Origin of the sequence: Roseovarius atlanticus (genome assembly GCF_019802205.1) — a bacterium.
Classification (GTDB): Bacteria; Pseudomonadota; Alphaproteobacteria; order Rhodobacterales; family Rhodobacteraceae; genus Roseovarius; species Roseovarius atlanticus_A.
Genome location: NZ_JAHVHQ010000004.1, coordinates 98,350 through 120,378 on the forward strand (window position 1 = coordinate 98,350; position 22,029 = coordinate 120,378).

Consider the following 22,029-nt stretch of genomic DNA (forward strand, 5'->3'; position numbering starts at 1 on the left):
ACGTCCTCACCCATGACCACCGACAGCCCCGTCATCTCCTGCCGCAACGCGTGGAAGCTTTTCGGCCCCAACCCGCGCCAATACCTCAAATCCATGCCAGCCGGGCACGGCTACGAGGATATCCGCGCAGACGGTTATATCGCCGGGGTCAAGGACGTGTCGGTCGAGGTCTCCAAGGGCGAGATGCTGGTCATCATGGGGCTTTCGGGGTCCGGCAAGTCCACGCTGGTGCGTTGCTTTTCGCGCCTGCACGACATCACCGGCGGCGCGATCGAGGTCGAGGGGCAGGACATCATGGCCCTGCCCGAGAAAGAGCTGATCGAATTGCGCCGCTCCAAGATGGGCATGGTCTTCCAGTCCTTCGGCCTCTTGCCGCACCGCACCGTGCTGGAAAACGTGGCCTTCCCGCTGGAAATGCGCGGGCAGGACCGGCACGCGCGCCGCGAGCGCGCGCTGGAAGTGATCAAGCTGGTGGGGCTGGAAGGCCGCGAGGAATACTTCCCGCGCGAACTCAGCGGCGGCCAGCAACAGCGCGTCGGCATCGCGCGCAGCCTCGCCATCGAACCCGACATCTGGTTCCTCGACGAGCCGTTCTCCGCGCTCGACCCGCTGATCCGGCGCGAGATGCAGGACGAGTTCCTGCGCCTTCAGGCGATGCTGGGCAAGACCATCGTCTTCATCACCCACGATTTCGACGAGGCGCTGCGCCTGGCCGACCGCATCGCCATCATGAAGGACGGCGCGATCGAGCAATGCGACACGCCCGACCGCATCGTGATGGACCCGCAGACCGAATATGTCCGAAAGTTCACCGAGGATATCGACAAGGCCCATGTGGTCCACGCCAGCGTTCTGGCCAAACCCGTCAACGGACACGCCGTCGAGGGCGAGGCCATCGACGGGGAGCGGACGATCCACCAGATTGCCCGCCAGCTTGTCAGCGACCCGCGCGAGCATCTGCCCGTCGCGGGCAAGGACGGCAAGGTGATCGGCGTATTGGCCCGGGCCGAGGCGCTGGAGGTGCTTCTGGGGGACAGCGCCAATGGCTGATGTCGCCACCAACGCCACCCGCACCTCGCTCTCGATGCGCCAGCCCGGCGCCACCCGCGACCCCGTGCTGGTGGCGCTTCTGCTGGTGGCCGCGATCCTCTGTGCGGCAAAGCCCATCCTGCCCGATTTCCTCGTCCGCCTGCCAGAGGCGTGGATTCCGCCGCTGGCGACGTGGCTCGACGCGTTCTTCGACGTCCTCACCGGCGACATGCAGGAGGGGCGCTTCGGCCTGATCTACATCACCCGCTGGTTCGCCGAAGGCCCGCTCGACTTCCTCCTGGGCGTCACCGCCAACCTGCTGGAGGGCAAGTACCGCTGGCCCTACATGGCCGACCCCATCCCCTGGGCCGCCGTTGCGGGACTGGCCGCAGTGATCGGCTATTACCTCGGCGGCTGGAAACTGTCGCTGCTGGCGGGGGGCACCTTCGTCTGGACCGCCTTCATGGGCCAGTGGGAACTGACGATGCAGACCCTGTCGGTCCTGCTGGTGGCCGCCCCGCTGGGCTTTTTCGTCGGCCTCGTCATCGGCATCGCGGCCTGGAAATACAAGGCCTTCGACAACGCGATCAAGCCGATCCTCGCCGTCATGCAGACGCTGCCCTTCTACACCTACCTCCTGCCCGCCGTGATCTTCTTCAAGGTCGGCCCCACCGCGGGCGCCATCGCCACCACGATCTATGCCACCCCGCCGATGATCCTGATGACGACCGTGGGCCTCAAGAAAGTCTCGCCCGAGATCGTCGAGGCCGGCAAGATGTCGGGCGCCACCCGCTGGCAGATGCTGACCAAGGTGTTCATCCCCTCGGCCCGCACCGAAATCCTGGTGGGCGTGAACCAGGTCATCATGCTCTGCCTCGCCATGGTCGTCCTGACCGCCTTCATCGGGATGCCCGGCCTGGGCGGCAAGCTGCTCGCCATGATGAACAGCCTGAAACTGGGCCGCTCTTTCGAGATCGGGATCACCATCGTGCTGGTCGCCATCACCCTCGACCGCCTCAGCAAGGCCTGGGTGCGCAAGCTGCCCGAGCATCACCCCAAGGACACGCCCTTCTACATCCGCTACAAGTACACCGTCCTGTCGGTGGTGGTCTTCGCCGGTCTCTACCTGCTGGCCCAACCCGTCGAGATCCTGAACGAGGTCGGCCGCCGCCAGTCGCTCTCCATGGGCCGCGAGATCGACGGCGTGTTCGAGGCGTTCCTCAACCTCGATTCCGTCGAGGCGATCACCGGCACCATCCGCTATGTCCTGAACGTCTGGGTGCTGATCCCCTTCCGCGACGCGCTGCTGTGGATCCCAACCTCCGCCTTCATCCTGCTGGTCGTGGCCTTCGCCTATGGCGTGGGCGGCAAGAAACCGGCGATCTATGCCGCGATCTTCTTCTCCATCGTCGCCTTCTCCGGCTGGTGGGACCGCTCGGTCATCACGCTCTACTCGGTGCTGTCGGCCATGGCGATCTCGATGCTGATCGGCATTCCCATCGGCATCCTCGCCGCGCGGTCTGAAAAATGGTCCGAGCGGATGCTCTTGGCCTGCGACACCGCGCAGACCTTCCCCAGCTTCATCTACCTGCTGCCCGCGATCATGCTCTTCGGGATCACCGACACCACCGTCGTGCTGTCCATCGTGATCTTCACCATGGTCCCGCTCACTCGCTACACCATCGAGGGCCTGCGCAGCGTGCCCGCCGAAATGACCGAGGCCGCCGACATGGCCGGCTGCACCCGCTGGCAGAAACTGACCTCTGTGCAACTGCCGCTCGCCATGCCCACCATGGCCGTCGGCTTCAACCAGGGCATCATGTTCGCCTTCTTCATGGTCATCATCGCGGCCTTCATCGGCACGCAGGACCTCGGCCAGGAACTTCAGCGCACGCTGGCGGGCACCGACCTGGGCAAGAACTTCGTCCTGGGGATCAATGTCTCGCTCATGGCGTTGACCTTCGACATGGCGATCCTCAGCTGGGCCAACCGCCGCAAACGGGCGCTGGGCCTCGATTGATGCCACCACTTGTGAGTAATAAAAGGCACACCCATGACCGTTAAGCCTGTCTTCGAGACCCCGTATGAACGCGCCGGCGTCATCACGCCCGGCCTGCCGATCCTGCCCCACGGGACGGAACGCCACCCCATCCCCGGCGGCGGCTCGCGCGCCGTGCCGATCTATCGCGGCGACGAGATTTCCGTGCTGGATTTCCAGGGGCTGCAACCCGGCGAAATGGTGTTCTTCACCCCCGACGGCAAATCCGACCCCGGCCGCCTCGGCGCCTCCAGCCATGGACGCCCCGATGGCGTGCTTTCAGTTCTCGACAACGGCTCGGTCTCGGGCCGTCGCGTGGCGTCTGCGCTCGACCGTGCCGGGTTCAAGCTGGGCGATGCGCAATGCATCAAGGTGTTCTCCGAAGGCTCCCGCGCCGGTGAGATGGCCACCTTCCACGCCGACAGCGACGGCCTCCTGATCGTCGCCGCCCCCGGTGGCCCGATGGATCCGGGCACCCAAGCCCCGCCAACCGATCTCATCCTTTATATCCGCCGCGCCGATCCCGGCATCGCCAAGGGCGGGCACATGCCGCCCGACCCGCTGGCCGATCCGCTCCACGACATCAACATCCAGCCGGGCGAGGCGAAATCCTACCACGTCCAGAAAGGCCAGTTCATCCAGGTGCTGGACGTGCAGGGCCGCGAATGCTCGGACTTCCAGGCGTTTTCCCTGCGCTCGCTCGACAAGGGCCTCGACCGCGAGATCGACCCCACCACGACGCGCACCCTGATGGGCGCGCTCTATCCGCAGCCGGGCATCTTCGCCAAGTACTGGAACGTCGACCAGGAACCGCTGGTCGAGATCGTGCAGGACACCTGCGGCCGCCACGACACGTTCGGCCTGGCCTGCACCGCGCGTTATTACGAGGAATTGGGTTATCCCGGTCACGTCAACTGTTCCGAGAACATGAACAAGGATCTCGAACAATACGGCGTGCGTCCCCGCGCCGGCTGGCCCGCGATCAACTTCTTCTTCAACACCATGCTGGACGAAACCAACGCCATCGGCATGGACGACCCGTGGTCGCGTCCCGGCGATTACGTGCTCTTGCGCGCGCTCACCGATCTGGTCTGCGTGTCCACCGCCTGTCCCTGCGACGTGGACGAGGCCAACGGCTGGAACCCCACCGACATCCAGGTCCGCACCTATGGTGAGACCAACAGCTTCAGCCGCTCCATCGGCTACAGAAAATCAGCGGAGGCCCCTTTGGAACACACCAAGGAAACCGGATTTCACGAGTGTTTCGCCCGGCATACCCGGGATTTTGTCGAGTATAACGGGTATTGGTTGCCAAATTCCTTCCCGTCGGTCGGCACGGTCGGCGAATACTGGGCGTGCCGCGAGAAGGCGGCGATCATGGACCTGTCGCCCCTGCGCAAGTACGAGGTCACCGGCCCCGACGCCGAGGAGCTGATGCAGTATTGCGTCACCCGCAACGTCAAGAAGCTGGCCGTGGGCCAGCTTGTCTATACCGCCATCTGCTACGAGCATGGCGGCATGATCGACGACGGCACGCTCTTCCGCATGGGCGACAACGCCTTCCGCTGGATCGGCGGCAACGACACGTCCGGCCTGTGGATCCGCGAACAGGCCGAGAAACTGGGCCTGAACGCCTGGGTGCGCAACTCCACCGATCAGCTGCACAACGTGGCGGTGCAGGGGCCCTTGTCGCGCGATATCCTGAAACAGATCATCTGGACCGCGCCCGCCAACCCCACGCTGGAGGAACTGGGCATGTTCCGCTTCACCCCGGCGCGTCTGAACGATTTCGACGGCACGGCGATTGTCGTGGGCCGCGCGGGCTATTCCGGCGAGCTGGGCTACGAGATCTTCTGCCACCCCAAGGATGCCGAAGAGGTGTTCGACACGATCTGGAAAGTGGGCGAGCCGATGGGGCTGAAGCCGCTTGGCCTCGCCGCGCTCGACATGATCCGGATCGAGGCCGGCCTGATCTTCGCAGGCTCCGAGTTCGACGACCAGACCGACCCGTTCGAGGCCGGCATCGGCTTCACCGTGCCGCTGAAATCCAAGAACGACGATTTCATCGGTCGCGCCGCGCTGGAAGAACGCAAGGCCCATCCGCAGCGCAAGATGGTCGGGCTGGAACTCGAAGGCGGCCGCGTCGCCAGCCCCGGCGATTGCGTCCGCATCGGCAAGGCCCAGGTGGGCGAGGTGACCTCCGCCGTGAAATCCCCCATCCTCGGCAAGAACATCGCTTTGGCCCGCGTGGACGTGACCCATGCCGAGCCGTGGACGGATATCGAGGTGGGGCAATTGGACGGTCTGCAGAAACGTCTGAAGGCGAAGGTCGTGCCCTATCCCCATTTCGACCCGACCAAGGAACGGGTGAAGGGCAACTACGGCTGATCGCTTTCCCGTCATCCTCGGGCTTGACCCGAGGATCTCTCCGACCAAGAGATCCCGGATCAAGTCCGGGATGACTGTCACACCTTCGCCCTTCGCGCGGAATCAAGGCGCGGCTTGCCGCGCCGCCGCGCGATCGCCAGACCGCCCGAACGGGCTGGCGATTGGCTGGCGTAAGCGTATCGATTTAATGTCTTGCGGATGTGGCGAGAATAAATCGCGCTGAATAACCGGCAGATCGCCATCCCGCGGTCTGGCGATCGCGCGGCTCTCCACCGCGTAGGGTGGGTGAAAACCCACGCACCCCACGCACCCCACGTTAACCACGCGAAACGCGAAAATCGCACCGTCGCGATACCACCCGGATACCGACGCGATACCGACGTGCCGTTTTCGGCCAATTCGCCCCCTTAACCTTTTGATTCGCCTACGCAAACCGCCCCTGGCAGAACCACCCCGACGACATCGTCCCGCCATGGGCGTAATACAGCCACAACCGCTCCCCTCGGCCGGTGACCACCTGCCAGTAATCCCGGACCCCCGACCGCCAGTTCGGATCGTCCAGCCACCATTCCGGCGCGATCCGCTCCGGCCCCTTCGCCTCGGCCAACTCATGCGCCCGCCCGCGCCACCGGAACGTGGCTGGCAGGTGCGGCGCGTCCGGGGCGTTGACCGGCTCGGGCGACCACATCAGCAGGGGGCGCGGCGTGGCGGGGCGGGGCCACTCAGTCGCCGGTTCCGACCAGGCGGCGGCCAGGATTTGTGACGTCTTTTCAGGGATATGGCTGCTGGCCGGGTGCAGGCGGGTGATCGCCTCCAGCCCGATCCGCCCGCCCACGCGACCGATCAGATCCTCCACGGCGGTATCCCGCGTCAGCCGGTCACGCGCGGCCTGGGTCGCGTCCAGATGACCGGCGGCGGTGCGGTGCTGAGCCGGCTCGCTCACGGCAGCCACCAGCCGCAAGGCGTCGATGCCAAAGCCCGCGTCGATCTCGTCCAGCCGCATGGCCAGCAGGGGACGGATGCGGTCGGGTTCGTCCGTCGCCCGCGCCAGCCCCGCCTCGATCCAGCCCATGGTGCCATCGGCGCGCCACGCCTCCAACCGGACCTTGCGCACCCCCTGTCCCTGGTCCGCCAGAAGCTGGCACAGACGCGGCACCAGCCGGTCCAGCCCGGCCTGCAAATCCTCAGTCAAACCAATGGGTTCCGGCAGGGTCAGCCGGGTCGCCAGCCGGGGCTTCACGCGAGCGGGCGACACCGGCTCGGGTGCCGCTCCCACCGCCTGATCCATTCGCAGCAAGAGCCCCCGGCCAAAGCGCCGGGCCAGCGGTCCGCGCGGCTGGTTCAAGAGGTCGCCCACCTTGCGCAGGCCCAGCCGGTTCAGGGCCGCGACCTGCTCTGCCTCCAGTCGCAGGGCGGCGATGGGCAGCGAGGACAGAAGACTGCGCGCCTGTCCGGGCGGTGCGATGGAAAACGGCATTGAATTTGAACGGCTTACGCCCGCCACGGGCGCAGCCCCCCCGCGTTCCCAGTGCCGCCGCTTGGCTGCCCGAGAGCGGGTCGCGCGGGCTTCCTGGTCGATGGCGTCACCACTGCGAACCGCGCCGGGTGCGGCCCCGGCATAGCGGGCCAAAGCCCAGGCCGCGCCCACGGACCCGGCCAGGCCGCACCGCGCTGTCAGGCCTGAAAGTGACGCCTCTTCAATGACTTGACGGACCATCGCCTCTTCCCCGCCGAAAAGATGCGCACAGCCGGTGATGTCCACCAGCAACGCATCGGGCGGCTGCGTCGCCACCCACGGGCTCAGCCGTTCGGCCCACCGCCCGAGGCTGGCCAGGAACGCCGCCTCCTGGTGCGGGTTTTGCAGTTTCGTGACCAGCGTGGCGCACATCGCATGGGCATCGCGCAAGGGCTGACCCACCCGCAGCCCCGCGGCTTCGGCCGCGCCCGACAGCGAGCACAGCACCTGCATCTGGCCGGTGTCGCGCACCACGGCAAAAGGCACGTCCGCATCCATCCCGGTCCGCCGCAGCAGCCGTTCGGCCCCCAGCCGGGGGAACCAGACAGAAAGGATACGCCGTTCGGGCATGGCAGCGGGACCGGATCAGCAGCGATAATTGTTCTTTATTTGTTCCAAATTAGGGCGCTGCCGCACCGGAGTCGAGTCCGCAATGCCGCGCCGAGGCCCAAGACAGTTGACGCGGCCTGTGCCGCAAGGCTTAAACGGTACACCATGGCCCGATCCCTAGATACCGTCTTTGCCGCGCTGGCCGATCCCACCCGCCGCACGATCCTGTCGATGCTGCTGGAGGATGACATGGCCGTGACGGACGTGGCCGAGCCGTTCGAGATGTCGCTGGCGGCGGTGTCGAAACACCTTGGCATCCTGACCCGCGCGGGCCTGATCAGCCAGGAACGGCGGGGCCGGGTGGTGTGGTGCAAGCTGGAGCCGGACGCGTTGCGCGACGCCAGCATCTGGATGCAGAGCTTCGGCCAGTTCGAGGCGGTGCACCTGGATGCGTTCGAGCAGTTCCTGGCGAAAGAGTTCCGCGATGATGGATGACGCGGCGCCGGGCGCGGCGCTGGATCCGCGTGTCTTGCCGCAGCCGCATATCGAGACGGTGGAGCAGGCACAGGTGGTCCCCATGTCGCAAGGCCGGGACCTGGCCTGTGGCGTGTTTCGTGCGGAAGGCAGCTTTGTCGAGCAGTCGCGCACGCTCTATTCGGCCAATCGCTTTACCGCGCAGCCGGATATGCCGGGGGCGGCGGAGGTCTTGCCGGGGCGGCATCTCTTCATCGGCATCGGGCGGCATCATTTCGGGCATTTCCTGCTGGAATGCATCTCGCGGCTGTGGCCCTTGGGGCAGCGCAGCTATGACGGCCTGGTCCTGATCCCGATGCATGGCATTGATTTCGGGGCAGTTTTCGAACGGCGGTTGAAGGCGTTCGTGGACCTCCTGAGCGAAGGGTTGCCGGTGCATTTCGTGGAAACCCCGGTGCGGGCCGAGGCGCTGGACGTGCCGACGCAGGGCATGGGGCACCGCGACTGGATCACCGGCACGCCGGAGTTTCGCCGCTTCATTCGCGGGCGGCTTCAGGCGGCGGTGACACCCGAGGGCGACGAGAAGATCTACCTCTCGCGGTCCCTGCTGAAACGCGCTGGCCAGATGGTGGACCAGGAAGAGCGGATCGAGCGGCTGATGCACAAGGCGGGCTATACGATCCTGCACCCGCAGCGTCACAGCCTGCCGGAACAATGCGCCCATTACGCCGCCGCGCGGCAGATCGTGGGGCCTGATGGCTCGGCCTTTCACCTGGCGCCATTCATGCTGCAGCCCGGCACGCGGGTGGGCCTGATCCAGCGGCGCTGGCGGCAGGGGGCGTTCGACGCGCTGGCCAATCAGATCGAGGCCTTCTGCGACGTGGACCTGGTAAAAATGAACCCGCTCTTGCGATCGGACGACGGACAGGTATCGGAGGATGTGCCGCCCGCCTTGGATTATCGCCGCCTTGTGCGGAAACTGGAAGCGGGTGGTTTTCTCTGAGATTTCGGAGGAACCGCGATGAAGAAAACCGTTTCAACCCTGATGTTGGCCCTCTGGGCCGCGCCCGGTCTTGCCCAGAACGCCTGTGTCGCACCGCCCCCGGTGGGCGATCCGTGCATGGTGGGGCACTGGGTCGGAGAGAACACGGCCCCCGCACGGATCCGTGCCGCCTTGCAGGGCATGGTGCCGGAGGACGTGATCCGCGAGATCGCGGCGGGCGCGTCGCCCGCGCTGGGGATATCGATCTACGAGGACGGGTTCTATCACACGCTCCCGTTTCACCAAGCCACGGAATTCACCGATACATTCGTCGAGACCGGCGATGTCGTGGACGTGCGGCTGGACCTTGCCGCGCCGACACAGGTGGGGTTCATCAACGGCGAGGCTGGGAGGGTCACGTTCTGCGACGCAGGGTCCGCCCCGGCCATGTTTACGATGACGGCCAATGGTGATGTCATGACCGCACCTGTTGCGGGAGCGGAGCGGTACGAGCCGACGATCACCTATACCTGCCGTGGCGACACGATGGCCATGGATGTGCAACTTCCCGCGCCGATCGGCACGGTGCAGTATTTCCTGCGCAGGGTTCCAGAGGATGCGTTCGGCGACGAATTCCGGAGAATCCACGAGGCGGCGCGGGACCTGGCCGAGTGACTATTCGTCCTTCAAGAGCAGCATCAGCGCCACGATGGTCAGCCCCACGCCCACGAGGATCATGCGTGGCGGCAGGCCGTGGCCAAGCGCGGCCTGCCAGCAGATCACCCAGGTAGGCGTCAGGTAGGTATAGGCCATGACCTTGGCACTGGGCAGGCGCAGCGAGGCGTATTGCAGCAGCACGAAGGTGATCGCCGTGGCCGCGACGGCGGTGTAGAGAATCGTGATCCAGACGATGGCGGGCAGGCCGGGCCAGTCGGTGCCGCGCATGTCGGACCAGCCCGCCAGCGCGATCAGCCCGGCGGCGGCGACCATGGCGCCAAAGGAAAAGACGATGGGCCGCTCGCCCCGGTTCAGCTTGCGCACCAGCGGTGTATAGAACGCGTGGGCGATGCAGCCGAAAAAGAAGATGACCTCGCCCCGGCCCATCTCGAACCGCAGGAACGCTTGAAGATCGGCGTCGAAGATCACCCAGAGCGCCCCCGCCGCCCCGATGGCCAGCGCCACGGCCATGCGCGGGGTCATGACCTGCCGCAGAAGGATATAGCCGAACAGCCCCGACATGATGGGTGTCAGGGTAAAGACCGCCGCCGCGCTGACCGGGGCGGCGGTTTTCAGGGCTTCGAACATCATCACGAAGTAAAGCCCCATCGACCCGCCCAGGAGCAGGTAGCGCCACGGTGCCTGCCACGTGGCACGCGGGATGCCGACGGTGGCCCAGGCGGCGCTGCCCAGCAGGACCGAGGCCAGGATGAACCGTACGGCATTCAGCGCGGTGGGTGCGATATGCGGGGTAGCCATCGAGCCAAGCGCGAAGGACCCGGCGATCAGCCCGGAAAAGGCCAGCATCGCGGCATGGCCGCGCAGCCGGTCGGTCATTCGACCTCCCACGCCTTGGCGCGGTCCTTGAGGAACCGCAGGAAGGCCTGCACCTTGGTGGTACGGTGCAGGTCCATGTGGGTCACCAGCCAGATCGGCGCGGACCATTCGTCGCGCGCGGGCATGACCTCGGTCAGGTTGCCGAGCTGGTTGGCAAGGACCTTGCTGAGAAACCCGATGCCCGCGCCGTGGGTGATCGCGCGGCGCTGGGCGTGCACGTCCTGGCTGCGGAAGATGATGCGCTCTTCGGGTGCTGTCTGCCGCAGCCACTGGTTGAAGGGCGCGCGGTTCTTCGGGTCGTCGGCGCTGACGAACCAGTGCTGATCAAACTCGTCCTCCGACGCGGGCAGGCCGTGCCGGTCGACATAAGATTGCGCGGCGTAAAGCGTGTGCGCCTGCTTGTAGAAGGGCTGCACCACGTTGTCCGGCTGATCCGGGGCGCGGCCCGCGCGGATGGCGACATGCGCCTCGCCGTATTCCAGGCGAAACAGGCGGTCGCCGGTCAGGTAGCGCAGGATGATGTCGGGATATTCCTGCCGGAATTCGGTCAGGACCGGCACCAGAAGGTGGCTGAACCCGCCCAGCGAAGTGATGACCAGCTCGCCCGACACATCGTTGCCGCGGCCCTTGATACGGCCCGCGAGCTGGCTGAACTGGTCGTCGGTGGCTTGCGCGACGCGCAGCAAATCCTCTCCGGCCTCGGTGGTCGAATAGCCGCGGGCATGGCGCTGGAAGAGCTTGACGCCCAACCGCTCCTCGAGCGCGTCGATGTGGCGGATGACGGTGGCGTGGTGGACGCCAAGCGCCTCGGCGGCGCCGCTGACCGTTCCCACCCGCGCCACGTGAAAGGCGGTGCGGACTTCATCCCAGCTGTCCATGACGGGCCTCGATTGCTTGTGCGAAATCAAACATTGCTGGCCAGCAAGTATCAGCTGCGTTGAAAAAAGCGCAAGACAAGAATGATCGCGGGACGGGGGCTTGCGATGAAAATCAGGCGCGGGGGCGCATGATCAGCCGCACCAGAAGCGCACGATGGTATTGTCGCTGTCCAGATCGACGTTCAGCCGTTTGGGAGTGTACTCCATCGTCACGATCCCGCCGGGCGGAATGATGCGCACGGGCTGGTCCAGCGTGGATTGATCGAAGGCGTCCAGCGGCTGGCCCACAAGGGCGGCATGGTCGGCGGCCATGCAGATATCGGGGCCGTCCTCTTCGGCGCGCGAGGGCACGTCATCGTCCGTCACGGCCGGTCCGCAGGCCGTGAGGGTTGCCACGGTCAGGATCATCCACCAGCGCATCTGTCATACTCCTTCGTACAGTTCGCCGCAGCATTGGCGAAAGCACCCACGCGACGCAAGCCCTGCGACAGTGTTTATGTAGGCCGTTGCGGACGGGGGTCTACATGGCGTTCTTTGCGACAGGTCCTGGAAATCCGATGCGGGGCGATGGGGCTTTGCACAGAATTCTGTGCACCGCTGCACCTTGCATTGCCGTGGGGGGCGGTTAGCTTTTCCGCGAAAGCAAACCAAAACGAGAGCCCGTGATGACCGACGACACCTACACCCCGCCCGAAGTCTGGACCTGGGACGCCGAAAGTGGCGGTACCTTCGCCTCGACCAACCGGCCCATCGCCGGGGCCACCCATGACAAGGACCTGCCGGTGGGCGAGCATCCCTTCCAGCTTTACTCCATGGGCACGCCCAACGGGGTGAAGGTGACCGTGATGTTCGAGGAGCTTCTGGCCGCGGGTCATGACGCCGAGTACGACGCCTGGCTCATCCGGATCGGCGATGGCGACCAGTTCGGCTCGGGCTTTGTCGAGGTGAACCCCAACTCCAAGATCCCCGCGATGGTGGACCGCTCGGGGTCTGCGCCGGTAAACGTCTTCGAATCCGGGTCCATCCTCATTCACCTGGCCGAGACGTTCGGGGCGTTCCTGCCAAAGTCCGGCCCGCAACGGACCGAGGTGATGAACTGGCTGATGTGGCAGATGGGCAGTGCGCCGTATCTGGGCGGCGGGTTCGGCCATTTTTATGCCTATGCGCCCGAGAAATACGAGTACCCGATCAACCGCTTCGCGATGGAAACCAAGCGGCAGCTGGACGTGCTGGACAAGCGGCTGGCAGACCGGCCCTATATCGCGGGGCAGGAGTACAGCATCGCCGACATGGCAATCTGGCCGTGGTACGGCAACCTGGCGCTGGGCCGGCAATACGACGCCGGCAAATTTCTGAGCGTGCACGAATACAAGAACGTCGTGGCATGGGCCGAAAAGATCCTGGACCGGCCCACCGTGCAGCGCGGTCGCATGGTGAACCGAACCATGGGCGAGCCGCACGAGCAGCTGTGGGAGCGTCACGACGCCTCGGACTTCGAGACCAGGACGCAGGACAAGATCGGCGACAAGGGCTGAGCGCCCACAATCGGCTTTCGCCGGAGGGGCGGATAGGGCAGGGTGCCCCTGAAAAGGAGTTGCCATGCCCGACCGTTCCAACCTGCTTGCCGTCCTGATCGACGCCGACAACGTGCCGTCGAAATATGCCGATGCCATTCTGAAGGAAGTCACCAGCTATGGCGAGCCGGGGCTGCGGCGGGTCTATGGCGACTGGTCCAGCCAGCAGTTGAGCGGATGGACCAAGACGGCGCAGAACCTCGGGCTGGTGCAGCACCAGCAGACGGCGAATACCAAGGGCAAGAACGCGTCGGATATCGGGCTGGTGATCGACGCGATGGACATCCTGCACGCCGGACATTTCGACGGCTTCGTGCTGGTGTCGTCGGACAGCGATTTCACCCGGCTGGCCAGCCGCATCCGCGAACAGGGCCTGACGGTGATCGGCATCGGCGAGGCCAAGGCACCCGATGCGCTGAAGAACGCCTGCAATCGCTTCGTGGCGATCGAGAACATCTATCAGGACACCGGGCCGTCCGGGCGCACGAAGGCCAAGGCGGGGCTCGATTCGAAATCTGCGTCCAATGCCCGAAACCTCATTTTCGACGCGATGGAAAAGATCGACCAGGAAGGCGAGTGGTATCCTCTGGGCCGGATCGGTCAGCAGATCCAGGCGGACAAGCCGGATTTCGACACGCGGACCTATGGCGAGAAGAAGCTGAGCGATCTCGTGGGCAAGCTGAAGGTGTTCGAAACCAAGTCAGGGCCGGGCAACCAGATGCTGGTGCGCCGGGTCGACTAAGGCGTTTCCGGGTCAGTCCGAAACATGCATCGCTTCTTGCGTTTGAAAAGTCAGCGAATAGCGATTCGAGGTTTCCCGGAAGCGCTCTAGAACGCGCCCATCTCCAGACCGGCGCCAAGGGCTTGCCCCAGTTCGCGGCAGGGCGCAATGTCCTCTTCCGACAGGTGTTTTTCGGCCAGGATCTGTTCCTGCGTCTGGGCGTGGGTGCAGATGATGAAGGGCTCCTGCACCGCCTTCAGCCGCCAGCCCTGGGCGATGCGGGCGATCTGTTTCTGGGCGTTGGTGCCGTCAGACCCGGCACAGACCATCTGGGCATAGGGGCGCCCCTCGATCCGGCCAAGAACGGGGTAATAGCAGCGGTCGAAGAAGTCCTTCATCATACCGGCGATGGCGGCCAGGTTTTCCGGCGCGCAGAAGATATAGCCATCGGCGCGCAGCAGATCGTCCGGCCCGGTCTCTTCGGCAGTCTGAAGCGTCGTGGTCGTCTCGTCCCGCGCGGCGTCGGCGGCGGCCTCCGCCATTTGGCGGCTGCCGCCGGTCTTGGAGTGATAGACGATCAGAAGTTCGGCCATAGGCCCGAGGCCTAGTTCATCAGCCCGGCATGGCGCAAGCCGTGATCGACCAGGGCCTTGGTCTCGTCGCTGAGGTCGGTCAGGGGCGAGCGCACCTCGTCGCTGCACAGACCCAGCCGCGACAGGGCGTATTTCGCGCCCACGAGGCCCGGCTCGGTGAAGATCGCCTTGTGCAGCGGCATCAGCCGGTCCTGGATTTCCAGCGCCTTGGCATAGTCGCCGGCGAGCGTGGCGTTCTGGACCTCGGCCACCATGCGGGGGGCGACGTTGCCGGTGACGGTGATCACGCCGACGCCGCCCTGGGCGTTGAAGCCGTGCGCGGTCGCGTCCTCGCCCGAGATCTGGCAGAAATCCTTGCCGCAGGTCATACGCTGGTGGCTGACGCGGGCCAGGTCGCCGGTGGCGTCCTTGACACCCACGATGCGCGGTAGTTTGGCCAGTTCGCCCATCGTTTCGGGCAGCATGTCCACCATGGACCGCCCGGGAATGTTGTAGATGATGATCGGCAGGTTGCAGCAATCGTGCAGCGCGGTGAAATGCGCGATCAGGCCACGCTGGGTGGGTTTGTTGTAATAGGGCGTCACCACCAGGGCCGCATCCGCGCCCACCTCTTCGGCGTGCTGGATGAAGCGGATCGATTCGAGCGTGTTGTTGCTGCCAGCACCCGCGATCACCGGAATGCGGCCGTTGACGGCGCGCACCACTTCGGACACGACGGTTTCATGCTCGGTATGGCTGAGCGTGGGGCTTTCGCCGGTGGTGCCGACGGGCACAAGGCCGTGGCTGCCTTCGGCGATATGCCATTCCACAAGCTTCTTGAGCGTATCGAGATCCAGCTCGCCGTTCTTGAACGGCGTGACCAGGGCAGGAAATGATCCTTTGAACATGATACGCTCCTCTTTATGTCTTAGCCCCAAGGGCTGGTGGATGACCGCGGTGGAACACGCAATCGTGCCGCGGCGTTGCCCAGCTTGTGAATGGACGATCCGTCCCCTTGAAACTAGGCTGGCTGTGTCTATCGTCGCTGGCCCGGGAAAATGCAAGTGATGTTCAGCGTGCAAAGACTTGTCGTGGCCTTGATGGCCCTCTCCTGGCCATGGTTTGCCATGGCCCAGACTGAAGCCGTGAGCGAGGCGACTGCGTCCTCGGACGCCGGGGGCGGCCAGGGCGCGGAAGAGACCGTCATGGTGGCGCCGGCGCCGCGTGTCCCGCCGCGCCCCTTGTCGAGCGCCTTCGATGCGATGCTGGCGGGGCGCTGGACCACCGCGATGCATCTGGCCGAGCGGGCGGGCCCCGGGGCGGTGACATTGATCGAATGGCACCGGCTGCGGGCGGGCAAAGGCACGCCCGCCGACATCCTGACCTTTCTTGCCGACCACCCGGACTGGCCGGGGCTGGATTACCTGCACAAGCAGGCAGAGGGCGCGATGATCGGCGCCGACCCCGATGAGATCATTGCCTTTTACGAGGACCGGGTGCCGCAATCGGGCCTGGGCACGCTGTCCTATGCGCGTGCGCTGCAGGAGGCCGACCGGCCGGGCGATGCAGAGGTCGCGATGGTGCTGGCATGGCGGACGCTGGATTTGTCGACGGCCGAGCATGACGCCTTCATCCGGGCGCGACCGGAACTGTTGGAGCCGCATCACGCGGCGCGGCTGGACATGGCCCTGTGGCGGGGCCTGCGGGACGTGCAGCAGATGCTGCCGCTGGTCGACGAGGCCACGCGCGATATCGCCCAGACCCGGTTGATGATCGAGGCCGATGCCGACGGTGCCGACAAGCGACTTGACCTGTTGCCCGAGGCGGCCCGCTCGGACCCGCACATCGCCTACGCCCTGTTCAACCGCCACATTCGCAAGAACCGGGCCGATGACGCGATCAAGCTGATCCTTCGCCAAAGCCGTCTGGAAGGAAACGGGCTGGGGGATGCCGAGCGTTGGGCGGGCTGGCGGCGGGAACTGGCCCGGGACAGGATGCGCGACGGTGCCGCGCGTACGGCCTATGACCTGGCGTCGGTGCATGGTCTGGTCGAAGGGTCGCATTTCGCGGACCTCGAGTGGCTGGCGGGCTTCATCGCGCTGACGGACCTCAACGATCCCGAGCTTGCGGTATTCCACTTCGAGCGGTTCATGGATGCGGTCGAGACGCCGATCTCGTTGGGCCGGGCCGGGTACTGGCTGGGCCGCGCCCAGGAGGCCGCTGGCAACGAGGCCGCGGCCGAGATCGCCTACGAGTTCGGGGCGCTGCACCAGACCAGCTTTTACGGGCTGCTGGCCGCCGAGCGGGGCGGCTTTCCGTTCGACCGGGCGCTTATGGGGCGTCAGAGCTTTCCCGACTGGCGCGAAGCGGAATTCGCGCGGGGCGAAGTGTTCCAGGCCGGGGTTCTGGCGCTGGCAAATGGGCGGGTCTCGCTGGCCGAGCAGTTCTTCAAGCATCTGGCGGGCACACTTGACCTGGAGCCTCTGAGACAGCTGGGACAGGCGATGCACGATCTGGGCTCGCCGCACCTGCAGGTGATGGTGGGCAAGGCGGCGGCGCAACGGGGAATCACGCTGCCCGCCCCCTATTATCCGTTGCACCCGATGCACGAGCTCGACCTGCCGGTCCCGATGGAACTGGCGCTTGCGATCGCCCGGCGCGAAAGCGAGTTCGACCAGAACGTCGCCAGCGGCGCGGGTGCGATGGGGCTGATGCAGCTGATGCCCGGAACGGCGGCAGAGGTGGCGAGACGATTGGGCGAAACCGAACACACACGGTCCAGGGTGTTCGACGACTGGGCCTACAATGCGCGCCTTGGGTCTGCCTACCTGGCGCAGATGGCGGCACAGTTCGATGGCAACGTCATCATGATGTCGGCGGCCTACAACGCAGGGCCTGCACGGCCACCGAGCTGGATGACGCGGTTCGGCGACCCGCGCCAGGAGGGCGGGGACATCATCGACTGGATCGAGCATATCCCCTTCAACGAGACGCGGAATTACGTGATGCGCGTGGCCGAGAGCCTGCCGGTCTACCGGGCGCGGCTGGGCAAGGAGCCGCACCCGGTGCCGTTTTCGCAGGAACTTGTCGGGAGCACGTTGAAGCCGACCGTGGATTGACCCGACGATGACGTGCGGGCGGACAGCCGACCGCACGGCGTGCCGCAACGGTCAGTGGTTGGAATGATCCATGCTTTCGCCGTCTTCGGGGCGGGTTTCCACGTTGAACGTGACCTCGATCTCGCCCGCGTTCTCGAACACCAGCGTGGCGGGAATTTTCTGGCCTTCCTCAAGCTGCGACGAGAGGCCCATGAACATCACGTGATAGCCGCCCGGTGCCAGCTTGACCGACTCGCCGGCCGGGATGGGCAGCGTTTCGACATGCATCATCTTGGCGACGCCGTCGGTTTCCTCGGTCGTGTGGATCTCGACCTTGGGGAAATCGGCGCGCACCTCGAGCAGCACGTCGTCGGTGTTGCCGGTATTGGTGATCATCAGGAACCCCGCGCCGGCCTTGGCCATCTTGGGGGTCTCGAATGCCATGGGGTGCATGATTTCCAGATCGCCCACGGTGTAGTCATGCGCGGTGGCGATGCCGGCCGAAAGGATGAGGGCGGATGCGAGGGTAAGAAAGGTTTTCATGTCAGTCTCCTGTACGATGGCGACGCGGGCGACAGGCCCGGTGCCGGATTTGCTATGGGACCGCGCCGGGCAGAGGCCCGCCTGCGTCGATGTTCTTGGGAAGTGGAATGCGGGCGGTATGCCCGCGCGGGATCAGGTCCGCAGGGGCGGGGCGCGGGCGGCGTTCTGAACCGGAGCGCCGGGCACGGGCTGAGACGCGCCGGTCTGCGCGAGGGCGAGCGCGGATGGCACCTGAAGCGGTGTCGGCAGGGGCTGGTCCACGGTCAGGTCGAAGGCCGTCACGCCGAAGAACGGGCAGGGATCGGCCAGCAGGCCGGTTTCGCCGTCGTTCTCCACCGGCAGGCCGGTTTCCATCGAGACATAGACGATCTGCCCGCCAGAGCAGAGCGCCATCACCCCCGGTTCCGGCGCAGCGAGGATCGTGGGCTGGGCCACGACGCGGATCGCGATGAACAGCGCCAAGACCAGCGTGAATGCCGCCTTGCAGATCGCTGTCATGTGTCGCGCCGAGCGCATGGATGAGACCTCTCGTCTTTCAGACGTTTGATACATCGTCGGCCTGCTGCGGGAAAGCCCGGTAAAATGCCGCACTGGAGCGTTTCCGGGTCAGTTTGAAACATGCATCTTTTTTGCGGTCCAAGAGGCAGTGAAGAGCGATCCAAGATGTCCCGGAAATACCTTAGCCGCGCAGCCGCTGGCGCCAGAGGGTGAACAGCCCGGCGGCCACGATCAGCCCCGCGCCAAAGGCCACGTTGGTGCGGATCGTCTCTGAAAAGAATAGGATGCCGATGGTGCTGGCGAAGACCAGTTGCAGGTAGGCGAAGGGCTGCACCGCACTGGCCTCGGCGACCTCGTAGCACTTGATGAGCGTGTAGTGCCCGGCCGCGCCGGTGACGCAAAGCGCGGCCATCCAGAGCCAGTTATAGGCCGACATCGGCTCCCAGAACCACAGGCCGACGGCGGTCATGGCGACCGAGCCCACGGTGCCGGTCCAGAAGAAGCTGGTCGCGGCGCTGTCGCGGCGGCCGACGTAGCGCGTCAGCAGGCCGTAGAGTGCGAACATCAGCGCGGCGATCAGCGGCACGATGGCCTCGGGCTGGAACACGCCGAAGCCGGGTTGCAGGATGATGATGACGCCGACGAACCCCACCCCGATGGCCGCCCAGCGGCGCCAGCCGACGCTTTCGCCCAGCACCGGGCCGGAGAGGGCGGCGATCAGCAGGGGGTAGCAGGCGAAGACGGCGTGGCTTTCGACGAGGCCCAGCAAGGTGAAGCCGAAGATCATCACGCAGATCTCGGCCACCAGCAGGACAGCGCGGAACCCTTGCACCAAAGACTGATCGGTGCGGGCGGCGGCGCGCAGGCCGCCGGCGGTGCGGCTGGCCACGGTCATCACGAAGGCCGCGAAGAACCAGTAGCGGATCATCACGATCATCAGCACGTTGTATTCCCGCGCGAGATATTGCGAGATGCCGTCCTGCACCGCAAAGATGAAGGTCGTCGTCACCATCATCAGGATGCCGAGGCGGGTGTTCTGCTCTGCCATTGTCAGGTCTTTCTTGCGCGGGTCATGTGACGCTTTCGCCCGTATCCCGGAACGCGGTCGACTTCAAACCCCGCCGCCTGCAATCCGCGACGGACGAAGCCCGCCGCGGTATAGGTGGCCGCGGTGCCGCCCGGTGCAGTGTGCTGGCCCACGTGGCGCATCAGGGCTTCTTCCCACAGTTCCGGGTTCTTGGCGGGGGAAAAGCCGTCAAGGAACCAGGCGTCGGCCGCCCCGTCCCAGCCGGGCAGGGTGGCGCGGGCGTCGCCCTCGATGATCCGGAGCCGGAAATCGGGGCCGGCCAGGGGGTGGCCGAAGGGTCCGCCGCGCTCCAGTTCGAGCGCCTCGATCGGCAGGTCGGAAAAAACCGAAAGCGCGCGCGCGATCTGGGCAGGCTCCATCGGGAACGCCTCGAAGCTGGTGAAATGCAGCGTGCCCGGCACCCCCGCAGCGCGCCATGCCTGGAGCGCGGTCAGGAAGTTCAGCCCGGTGCCGAAGCCGAGTTCGGCCACGTGAAACCCTTCGCGGAACCGGGCCGGCAGATCGTTGCCACCCAGAAAGACGTGGCGCGTTTCCGCCAGGCCGTTTTCCAGGCTGAAATACGGGTCGTCGAACCGGGTGGAGACGGGCACGTCGCCCTCGCGCCATTCCAGTTCTGCCTGCTGGTCCTGCATCGCGCCTTCCGGTAGTCAGGGAAAATCCCGGCGACCATGCCGCCGGGCAGGGGAAATGACAATGGCAGACGTCACCATCTACGGTGCCGGAATCTTCGGCCTTTCCATCGCCTTCGCGTGCCAGTCGCGGGGGGCGTCAGTGCGGGTGATCGACCCGGGCGGTGTGGGCGCGGGGGCGTCGGGCGGCGTGGTGGGCGCGTTGGCACCGCACGTGCCCGAGAACTGGAATGAGAAGAAGGCGTTCCAGCTGGAGAGCCTGCTGTTGGCAGAGGCGTTCTGGGCCGAGGTGGCGGAGGTCTCTGGCCTGCCGCCGGGTTATGCGCGGACGGGCCGGGTGCAGCCGGTGGCGGACGAGGCCGGCCTTGCGCTGGCGCGGCAGCGGGAGGTCACCGCGCGCGAGCTGTGGGGCGAGGCCGCGACGTGGAAGGTGGTCGAGGCGGAGGCTGTGGCCCATGCGCCGGTCACGCCCACGGGGCTCTTGATCCTCGATACGCTGTCGGCGCGGTTGCATCCACGCGAAGGCGCCAAGGCGCTGGCGGCGGCCATCGTGACCCGTGGCGGAGAGATCGTGGCCGAGGGCAAGCCGCAGGGCCGCGTGGTTCATGCGACGGGGGTCGCGGGGTTGACCGAATTGTCGGAAAGGCTCGCGGCGCCGGTGGGCAACGGCGTCAAGGGACAGGGCGCGTTGTTGGATTTCGCGGCGCCGGACGCGCCACAGGTCTTTGCCGACGCGCTGCACGTGATCTTTCATCGCAACGGGACGACGGCTGTCGGGTCAACCTCGGAGCGGGAGTATGACAGCGCGACGGAAACGGATGCGCAACTGGACGAGGTTCTGGACCGCGCGCGCATTGCGGTGCCGGCGTTGCGAGACGCGAAGGTGATCGAACGGTGGGCCGGGGTGCGGCCCCGGGCGCGGTCGCGGGCGCCGATGCTGGGCGTGCATCCGCTTTACCCTGACCAGTTCATCGCCAATGGCGGCTTCAAGATTGGGTTCGGCATGGCGCCGAAAGTGGCGCAGGTGATGGCCGACCTTGTGCTGGACGGGCGGGACGAGATCCCGGCGGCGTTCAGGCCCGAGGCGTCTTTGCCGAAAACCGGCTGATCAACCTGCCTGCGCGGACATGCATTGCCGCCCGTCGGGGCCGCGCACCCAGCAGGTGCCGTTCTCGGTCCAGCAGATCGTCGCGTCCTCGTGATGCATCAGGGGACTGGTCGCGCGGAAGCTGAAACGTTTCAGCCCGCCCAGCTCGGCATCGGCCATTTGCATCAGGTGATGCGCCAGCAGGGGGCCGTGGACGACGAGGCCGTCATAGCCTTCGACCTCGCGCGCATACGCCTCGTCGTAATGGATGCGATGGCCGTTGAAGGTGAGCGCGGAGTAGCGGAAGAGGAGCGTGCTGTCGAAACTGACCGTGTGGGTTTTCACCGCGCCGTCGTGGGCACGGGGCGGTTCAGGTTTCCGGCCGCCATCGTCCTCGCGATAGACGAGATCCTGATGCTCGGCGATGCAACAGGTGTCGTCTTGCCAGATTTCGTGGCGCAGTGTGACGAAGGCCAGCGGGCCGCTACGGCCCTGCTTGTGCTCAGCCTTTTCGCGGGTGGTGCGGCGCGTGGCGGGCTGGCCCGCGCGGAAGGGGGCTTGGAATTCCAGCTGCCCGCCTGCCCACATGCGCCGGGGCAGGCCCATGTCCGGAATGACCCCGCCCAGTTTCGGATGTCCGTCACGGCCCAGGTCGGCGGGCACCTGCGGGTCCCAGAAATAGATCTGGTGAAAGAAAGGCGGAAGGGCGTCTCCAGCTTGCACGGTCGGGGTCTGGCCGAGCGTTGCCTGGAGCGCGCGGGCGCGGGCCGGGTCGATGGAATCGTGAAGGGTCTGGGTGGTGTCTGTCATCT

Annotated in this window: 21 protein-coding genes; 10 read left to right on the forward strand and 11 right to left on the reverse strand. The window is 65.9% G+C overall.

Translation table 11 applies throughout. The annotated features are described in order from the left end of the window. Positions 1 to 12 precede the first annotated feature (12 nt). Genes KUV49_RS17075 through KUV49_RS17085 form a run of 3 tightly spaced genes read left to right on the forward strand, consistent with a single transcriptional unit; the run spans position 13 to position 5,455 of the window. On the forward strand, positions 13 to 1,050 hold the full coding sequence (locus tag KUV49_RS17075; RefSeq protein ID WP_222452185.1) for a glycine betaine/L-proline ABC transporter ATP-binding protein: 1,038 nt from the start codon (positions 13 to 15) through the stop codon (positions 1,048 to 1,050). After that, entirely contained in the window at positions 1,043 to 3,049 is a 2,007-nt protein-coding gene (locus KUV49_RS17080; protein WP_222452186.1) for an ABC transporter permease, read from the forward strand. Before KUV49_RS17075 ends, KUV49_RS17080 begins: the two co-directional genes overlap by 8 nt. A gap of 33 nt (positions 3,050 to 3,082) precedes the next feature. After that, positions 3,083 to 5,455: a DUF1989 domain-containing protein gene (locus KUV49_RS17085; RefSeq protein WP_222452187.1), complete on the forward strand. Its 2,373-nt coding sequence runs from the start codon at positions 3,083 to 3,085 to the stop codon at positions 5,453 to 5,455. A gap of 424 nt (positions 5,456 to 5,879) precedes the next feature. On the opposite strand, the gene KUV49_RS17090 is transcribed toward KUV49_RS17085, so the two are convergent. Continuing rightward, positions 5,880 to 7,541, reverse strand: coding sequence for a DUF6504 family protein (locus tag KUV49_RS17090; protein ID WP_222452188.1), 1,662 nt, complete (start codon positions 7,539 to 7,541; stop codon positions 5,880 to 5,882). Between the two features lie 144 nt (positions 7,542 to 7,685). Here KUV49_RS17090 and KUV49_RS17095 point away from each other — a divergent pair, with 144 nt between their 5' ends. The 3 genes from KUV49_RS17095 to KUV49_RS17105 are packed head-to-tail and all read left to right on the forward strand — an operon-like array spanning position 7,686 to position 9,651. Beyond that, positions 7,686 to 8,015, forward strand: a complete 330-nt coding sequence (locus KUV49_RS17095) for an ArsR/SmtB family transcription factor (RefSeq protein WP_222452189.1) — start codon at positions 7,686 to 7,688, stop codon at positions 8,013 to 8,015. Further along, on the forward strand, positions 8,005 to 8,997 hold the full coding sequence (locus KUV49_RS17100; protein ID WP_222452190.1) for a glycosyltransferase family 61 protein: 993 nt from the start codon (positions 8,005 to 8,007) through the stop codon (positions 8,995 to 8,997). Before KUV49_RS17095 ends, KUV49_RS17100 begins: the two co-directional genes overlap by 11 nt. 18 nt (positions 8,998 to 9,015) lie before the next feature. Then, positions 9,016 to 9,651, forward strand: coding sequence for a hypothetical protein (locus tag KUV49_RS17105; protein WP_222452191.1), 636 nt, complete (start codon positions 9,016 to 9,018; stop codon positions 9,649 to 9,651). Here the strand turns inward: KUV49_RS17105 and KUV49_RS17110 are convergent, their stop codons facing one another. The 3 genes from KUV49_RS17110 to KUV49_RS17120 all read right to left on the reverse strand — a co-directional run bounded on the left by KUV49_RS17110 (position 9,652) and on the right by KUV49_RS17120 (position 11,828). Then, complete coding sequence (locus KUV49_RS17110; protein WP_222452192.1) at positions 9,652 to 10,530, reverse strand: DMT family transporter; 879 nt, start codon at positions 10,528 to 10,530, stop codon at positions 9,652 to 9,654. It abuts the gene before it with no gap. Further along, positions 10,527 to 11,408 carry a LysR family transcriptional regulator gene (locus KUV49_RS17115; protein ID WP_222452193.1) on the reverse strand — a complete coding sequence of 294 codons (882 nt, stop codon included), beginning with the start codon at positions 11,406 to 11,408 and terminating at the stop codon, positions 10,527 to 10,529. The genes KUV49_RS17110 and KUV49_RS17115 overlap by 4 nt, the downstream gene beginning before the upstream one ends. A 132-nt stretch (positions 11,409 to 11,540) precedes the next feature. Next, positions 11,541 to 11,828, reverse strand: coding sequence for an I78 family peptidase inhibitor (locus tag KUV49_RS17120; RefSeq protein ID WP_222452194.1), 288 nt, complete (start codon positions 11,826 to 11,828; stop codon positions 11,541 to 11,543). 245 nt (positions 11,829 to 12,073) lie between these two features. On the opposite strand from KUV49_RS17120, the gene yghU reads away from it, so the two are divergent. Next, positions 12,074 to 12,943, forward strand: coding sequence for a glutathione-dependent disulfide-bond oxidoreductase (gene yghU / locus KUV49_RS17125; RefSeq protein ID WP_222452195.1), 870 nt, complete (start codon positions 12,074 to 12,076; stop codon positions 12,941 to 12,943). A 64-nt stretch (positions 12,944 to 13,007) separates the two neighbouring features. Beyond that, a complete protein-coding gene (locus KUV49_RS17130; protein ID WP_152497241.1) occupies positions 13,008 to 13,724 on the forward strand; it encodes an NYN domain-containing protein in 717 nt (238 codons plus the stop codon). A gap of 86 nt (positions 13,725 to 13,810) precedes the next feature. On the opposite strand, the gene KUV49_RS17135 is transcribed toward KUV49_RS17130, so the two are convergent. Together KUV49_RS17135 and dapA are read right to left on the reverse strand one after the other, a co-directional pair. After that, positions 13,811 to 14,296: a flavodoxin family protein gene (locus KUV49_RS17135; protein ID WP_222452196.1), complete on the reverse strand. Its 486-nt coding sequence runs from the start codon at positions 14,294 to 14,296 to the stop codon at positions 13,811 to 13,813. Positions 14,297 to 14,307: 11 nt separating this feature from the next. Continuing rightward, entirely contained in the window at positions 14,308 to 15,183 is an 876-nt protein-coding gene (dapA, locus tag KUV49_RS17140; RefSeq protein WP_222452197.1) for a 4-hydroxy-tetrahydrodipicolinate synthase, read from the reverse strand. Positions 15,184 to 15,402: 219 nt separating this feature from the next. Here dapA and KUV49_RS17145 point away from each other — a divergent pair, with 219 nt between their 5' ends. Then, entirely contained in the window at positions 15,403 to 17,394 is a 1,992-nt protein-coding gene (locus KUV49_RS17145) for a lytic transglycosylase domain-containing protein (protein WP_261391559.1), read from the forward strand. Between the two features lie 51 nt (positions 17,395 to 17,445). On the opposite strand, the gene KUV49_RS17150 is transcribed toward KUV49_RS17145, so the two are convergent. From KUV49_RS17150 to mnmD, 4 genes are all read right to left on the reverse strand, one after another. After that, positions 17,446 to 17,916, reverse strand: coding sequence for a copper chaperone PCu(A)C (locus KUV49_RS17150; RefSeq protein WP_222452198.1), 471 nt, complete (start codon positions 17,914 to 17,916; stop codon positions 17,446 to 17,448). Positions 17,917 to 18,048: 132 nt separating this feature from the next. Continuing rightward, positions 18,049 to 18,414 (reverse strand): hypothetical protein, encoded by a 366-nt coding sequence (locus KUV49_RS17155; RefSeq protein WP_222452199.1) that lies wholly within the window; start codon positions 18,412 to 18,414, stop codon positions 18,049 to 18,051. A 181-nt stretch (positions 18,415 to 18,595) separates the two neighbouring features. Beyond that, a complete protein-coding gene (locus KUV49_RS17160; protein WP_222452200.1) occupies positions 18,596 to 19,462 on the reverse strand; it encodes a DMT family transporter in 867 nt (288 codons plus the stop codon). Positions 19,463 to 19,464: 2 nt separating this feature from the next. Beyond that, complete coding sequence (gene mnmD / locus KUV49_RS17165; protein WP_222452201.1) at positions 19,465 to 20,133, reverse strand: tRNA (5-methylaminomethyl-2-thiouridine)(34)-methyltransferase MnmD; 669 nt, start codon at positions 20,131 to 20,133, stop codon at positions 19,465 to 19,467. A 61-nt stretch (positions 20,134 to 20,194) separates the two neighbouring features. Here mnmD and KUV49_RS17170 point away from each other — a divergent pair, with 61 nt between their 5' ends. Continuing rightward, the gene (locus tag KUV49_RS17170; protein WP_222452202.1) at positions 20,195 to 21,238 is read left to right on the forward strand and encodes an NAD(P)/FAD-dependent oxidoreductase; all 1,044 of its coding nucleotides are present in this window, start codon (positions 20,195 to 20,197) and stop codon (positions 21,236 to 21,238) included. Here the strand turns inward: KUV49_RS17170 and KUV49_RS17175 are convergent, their stop codons facing one another. Next, a complete protein-coding gene (locus KUV49_RS17175; RefSeq protein ID WP_222452203.1) occupies positions 21,239 to 22,027 on the reverse strand; it encodes a MaoC family dehydratase N-terminal domain-containing protein in 789 nt (262 codons plus the stop codon). It abuts the gene before it with no gap. Between the last annotated feature and the right edge of the window lie 2 nt (positions 22,028 to 22,029).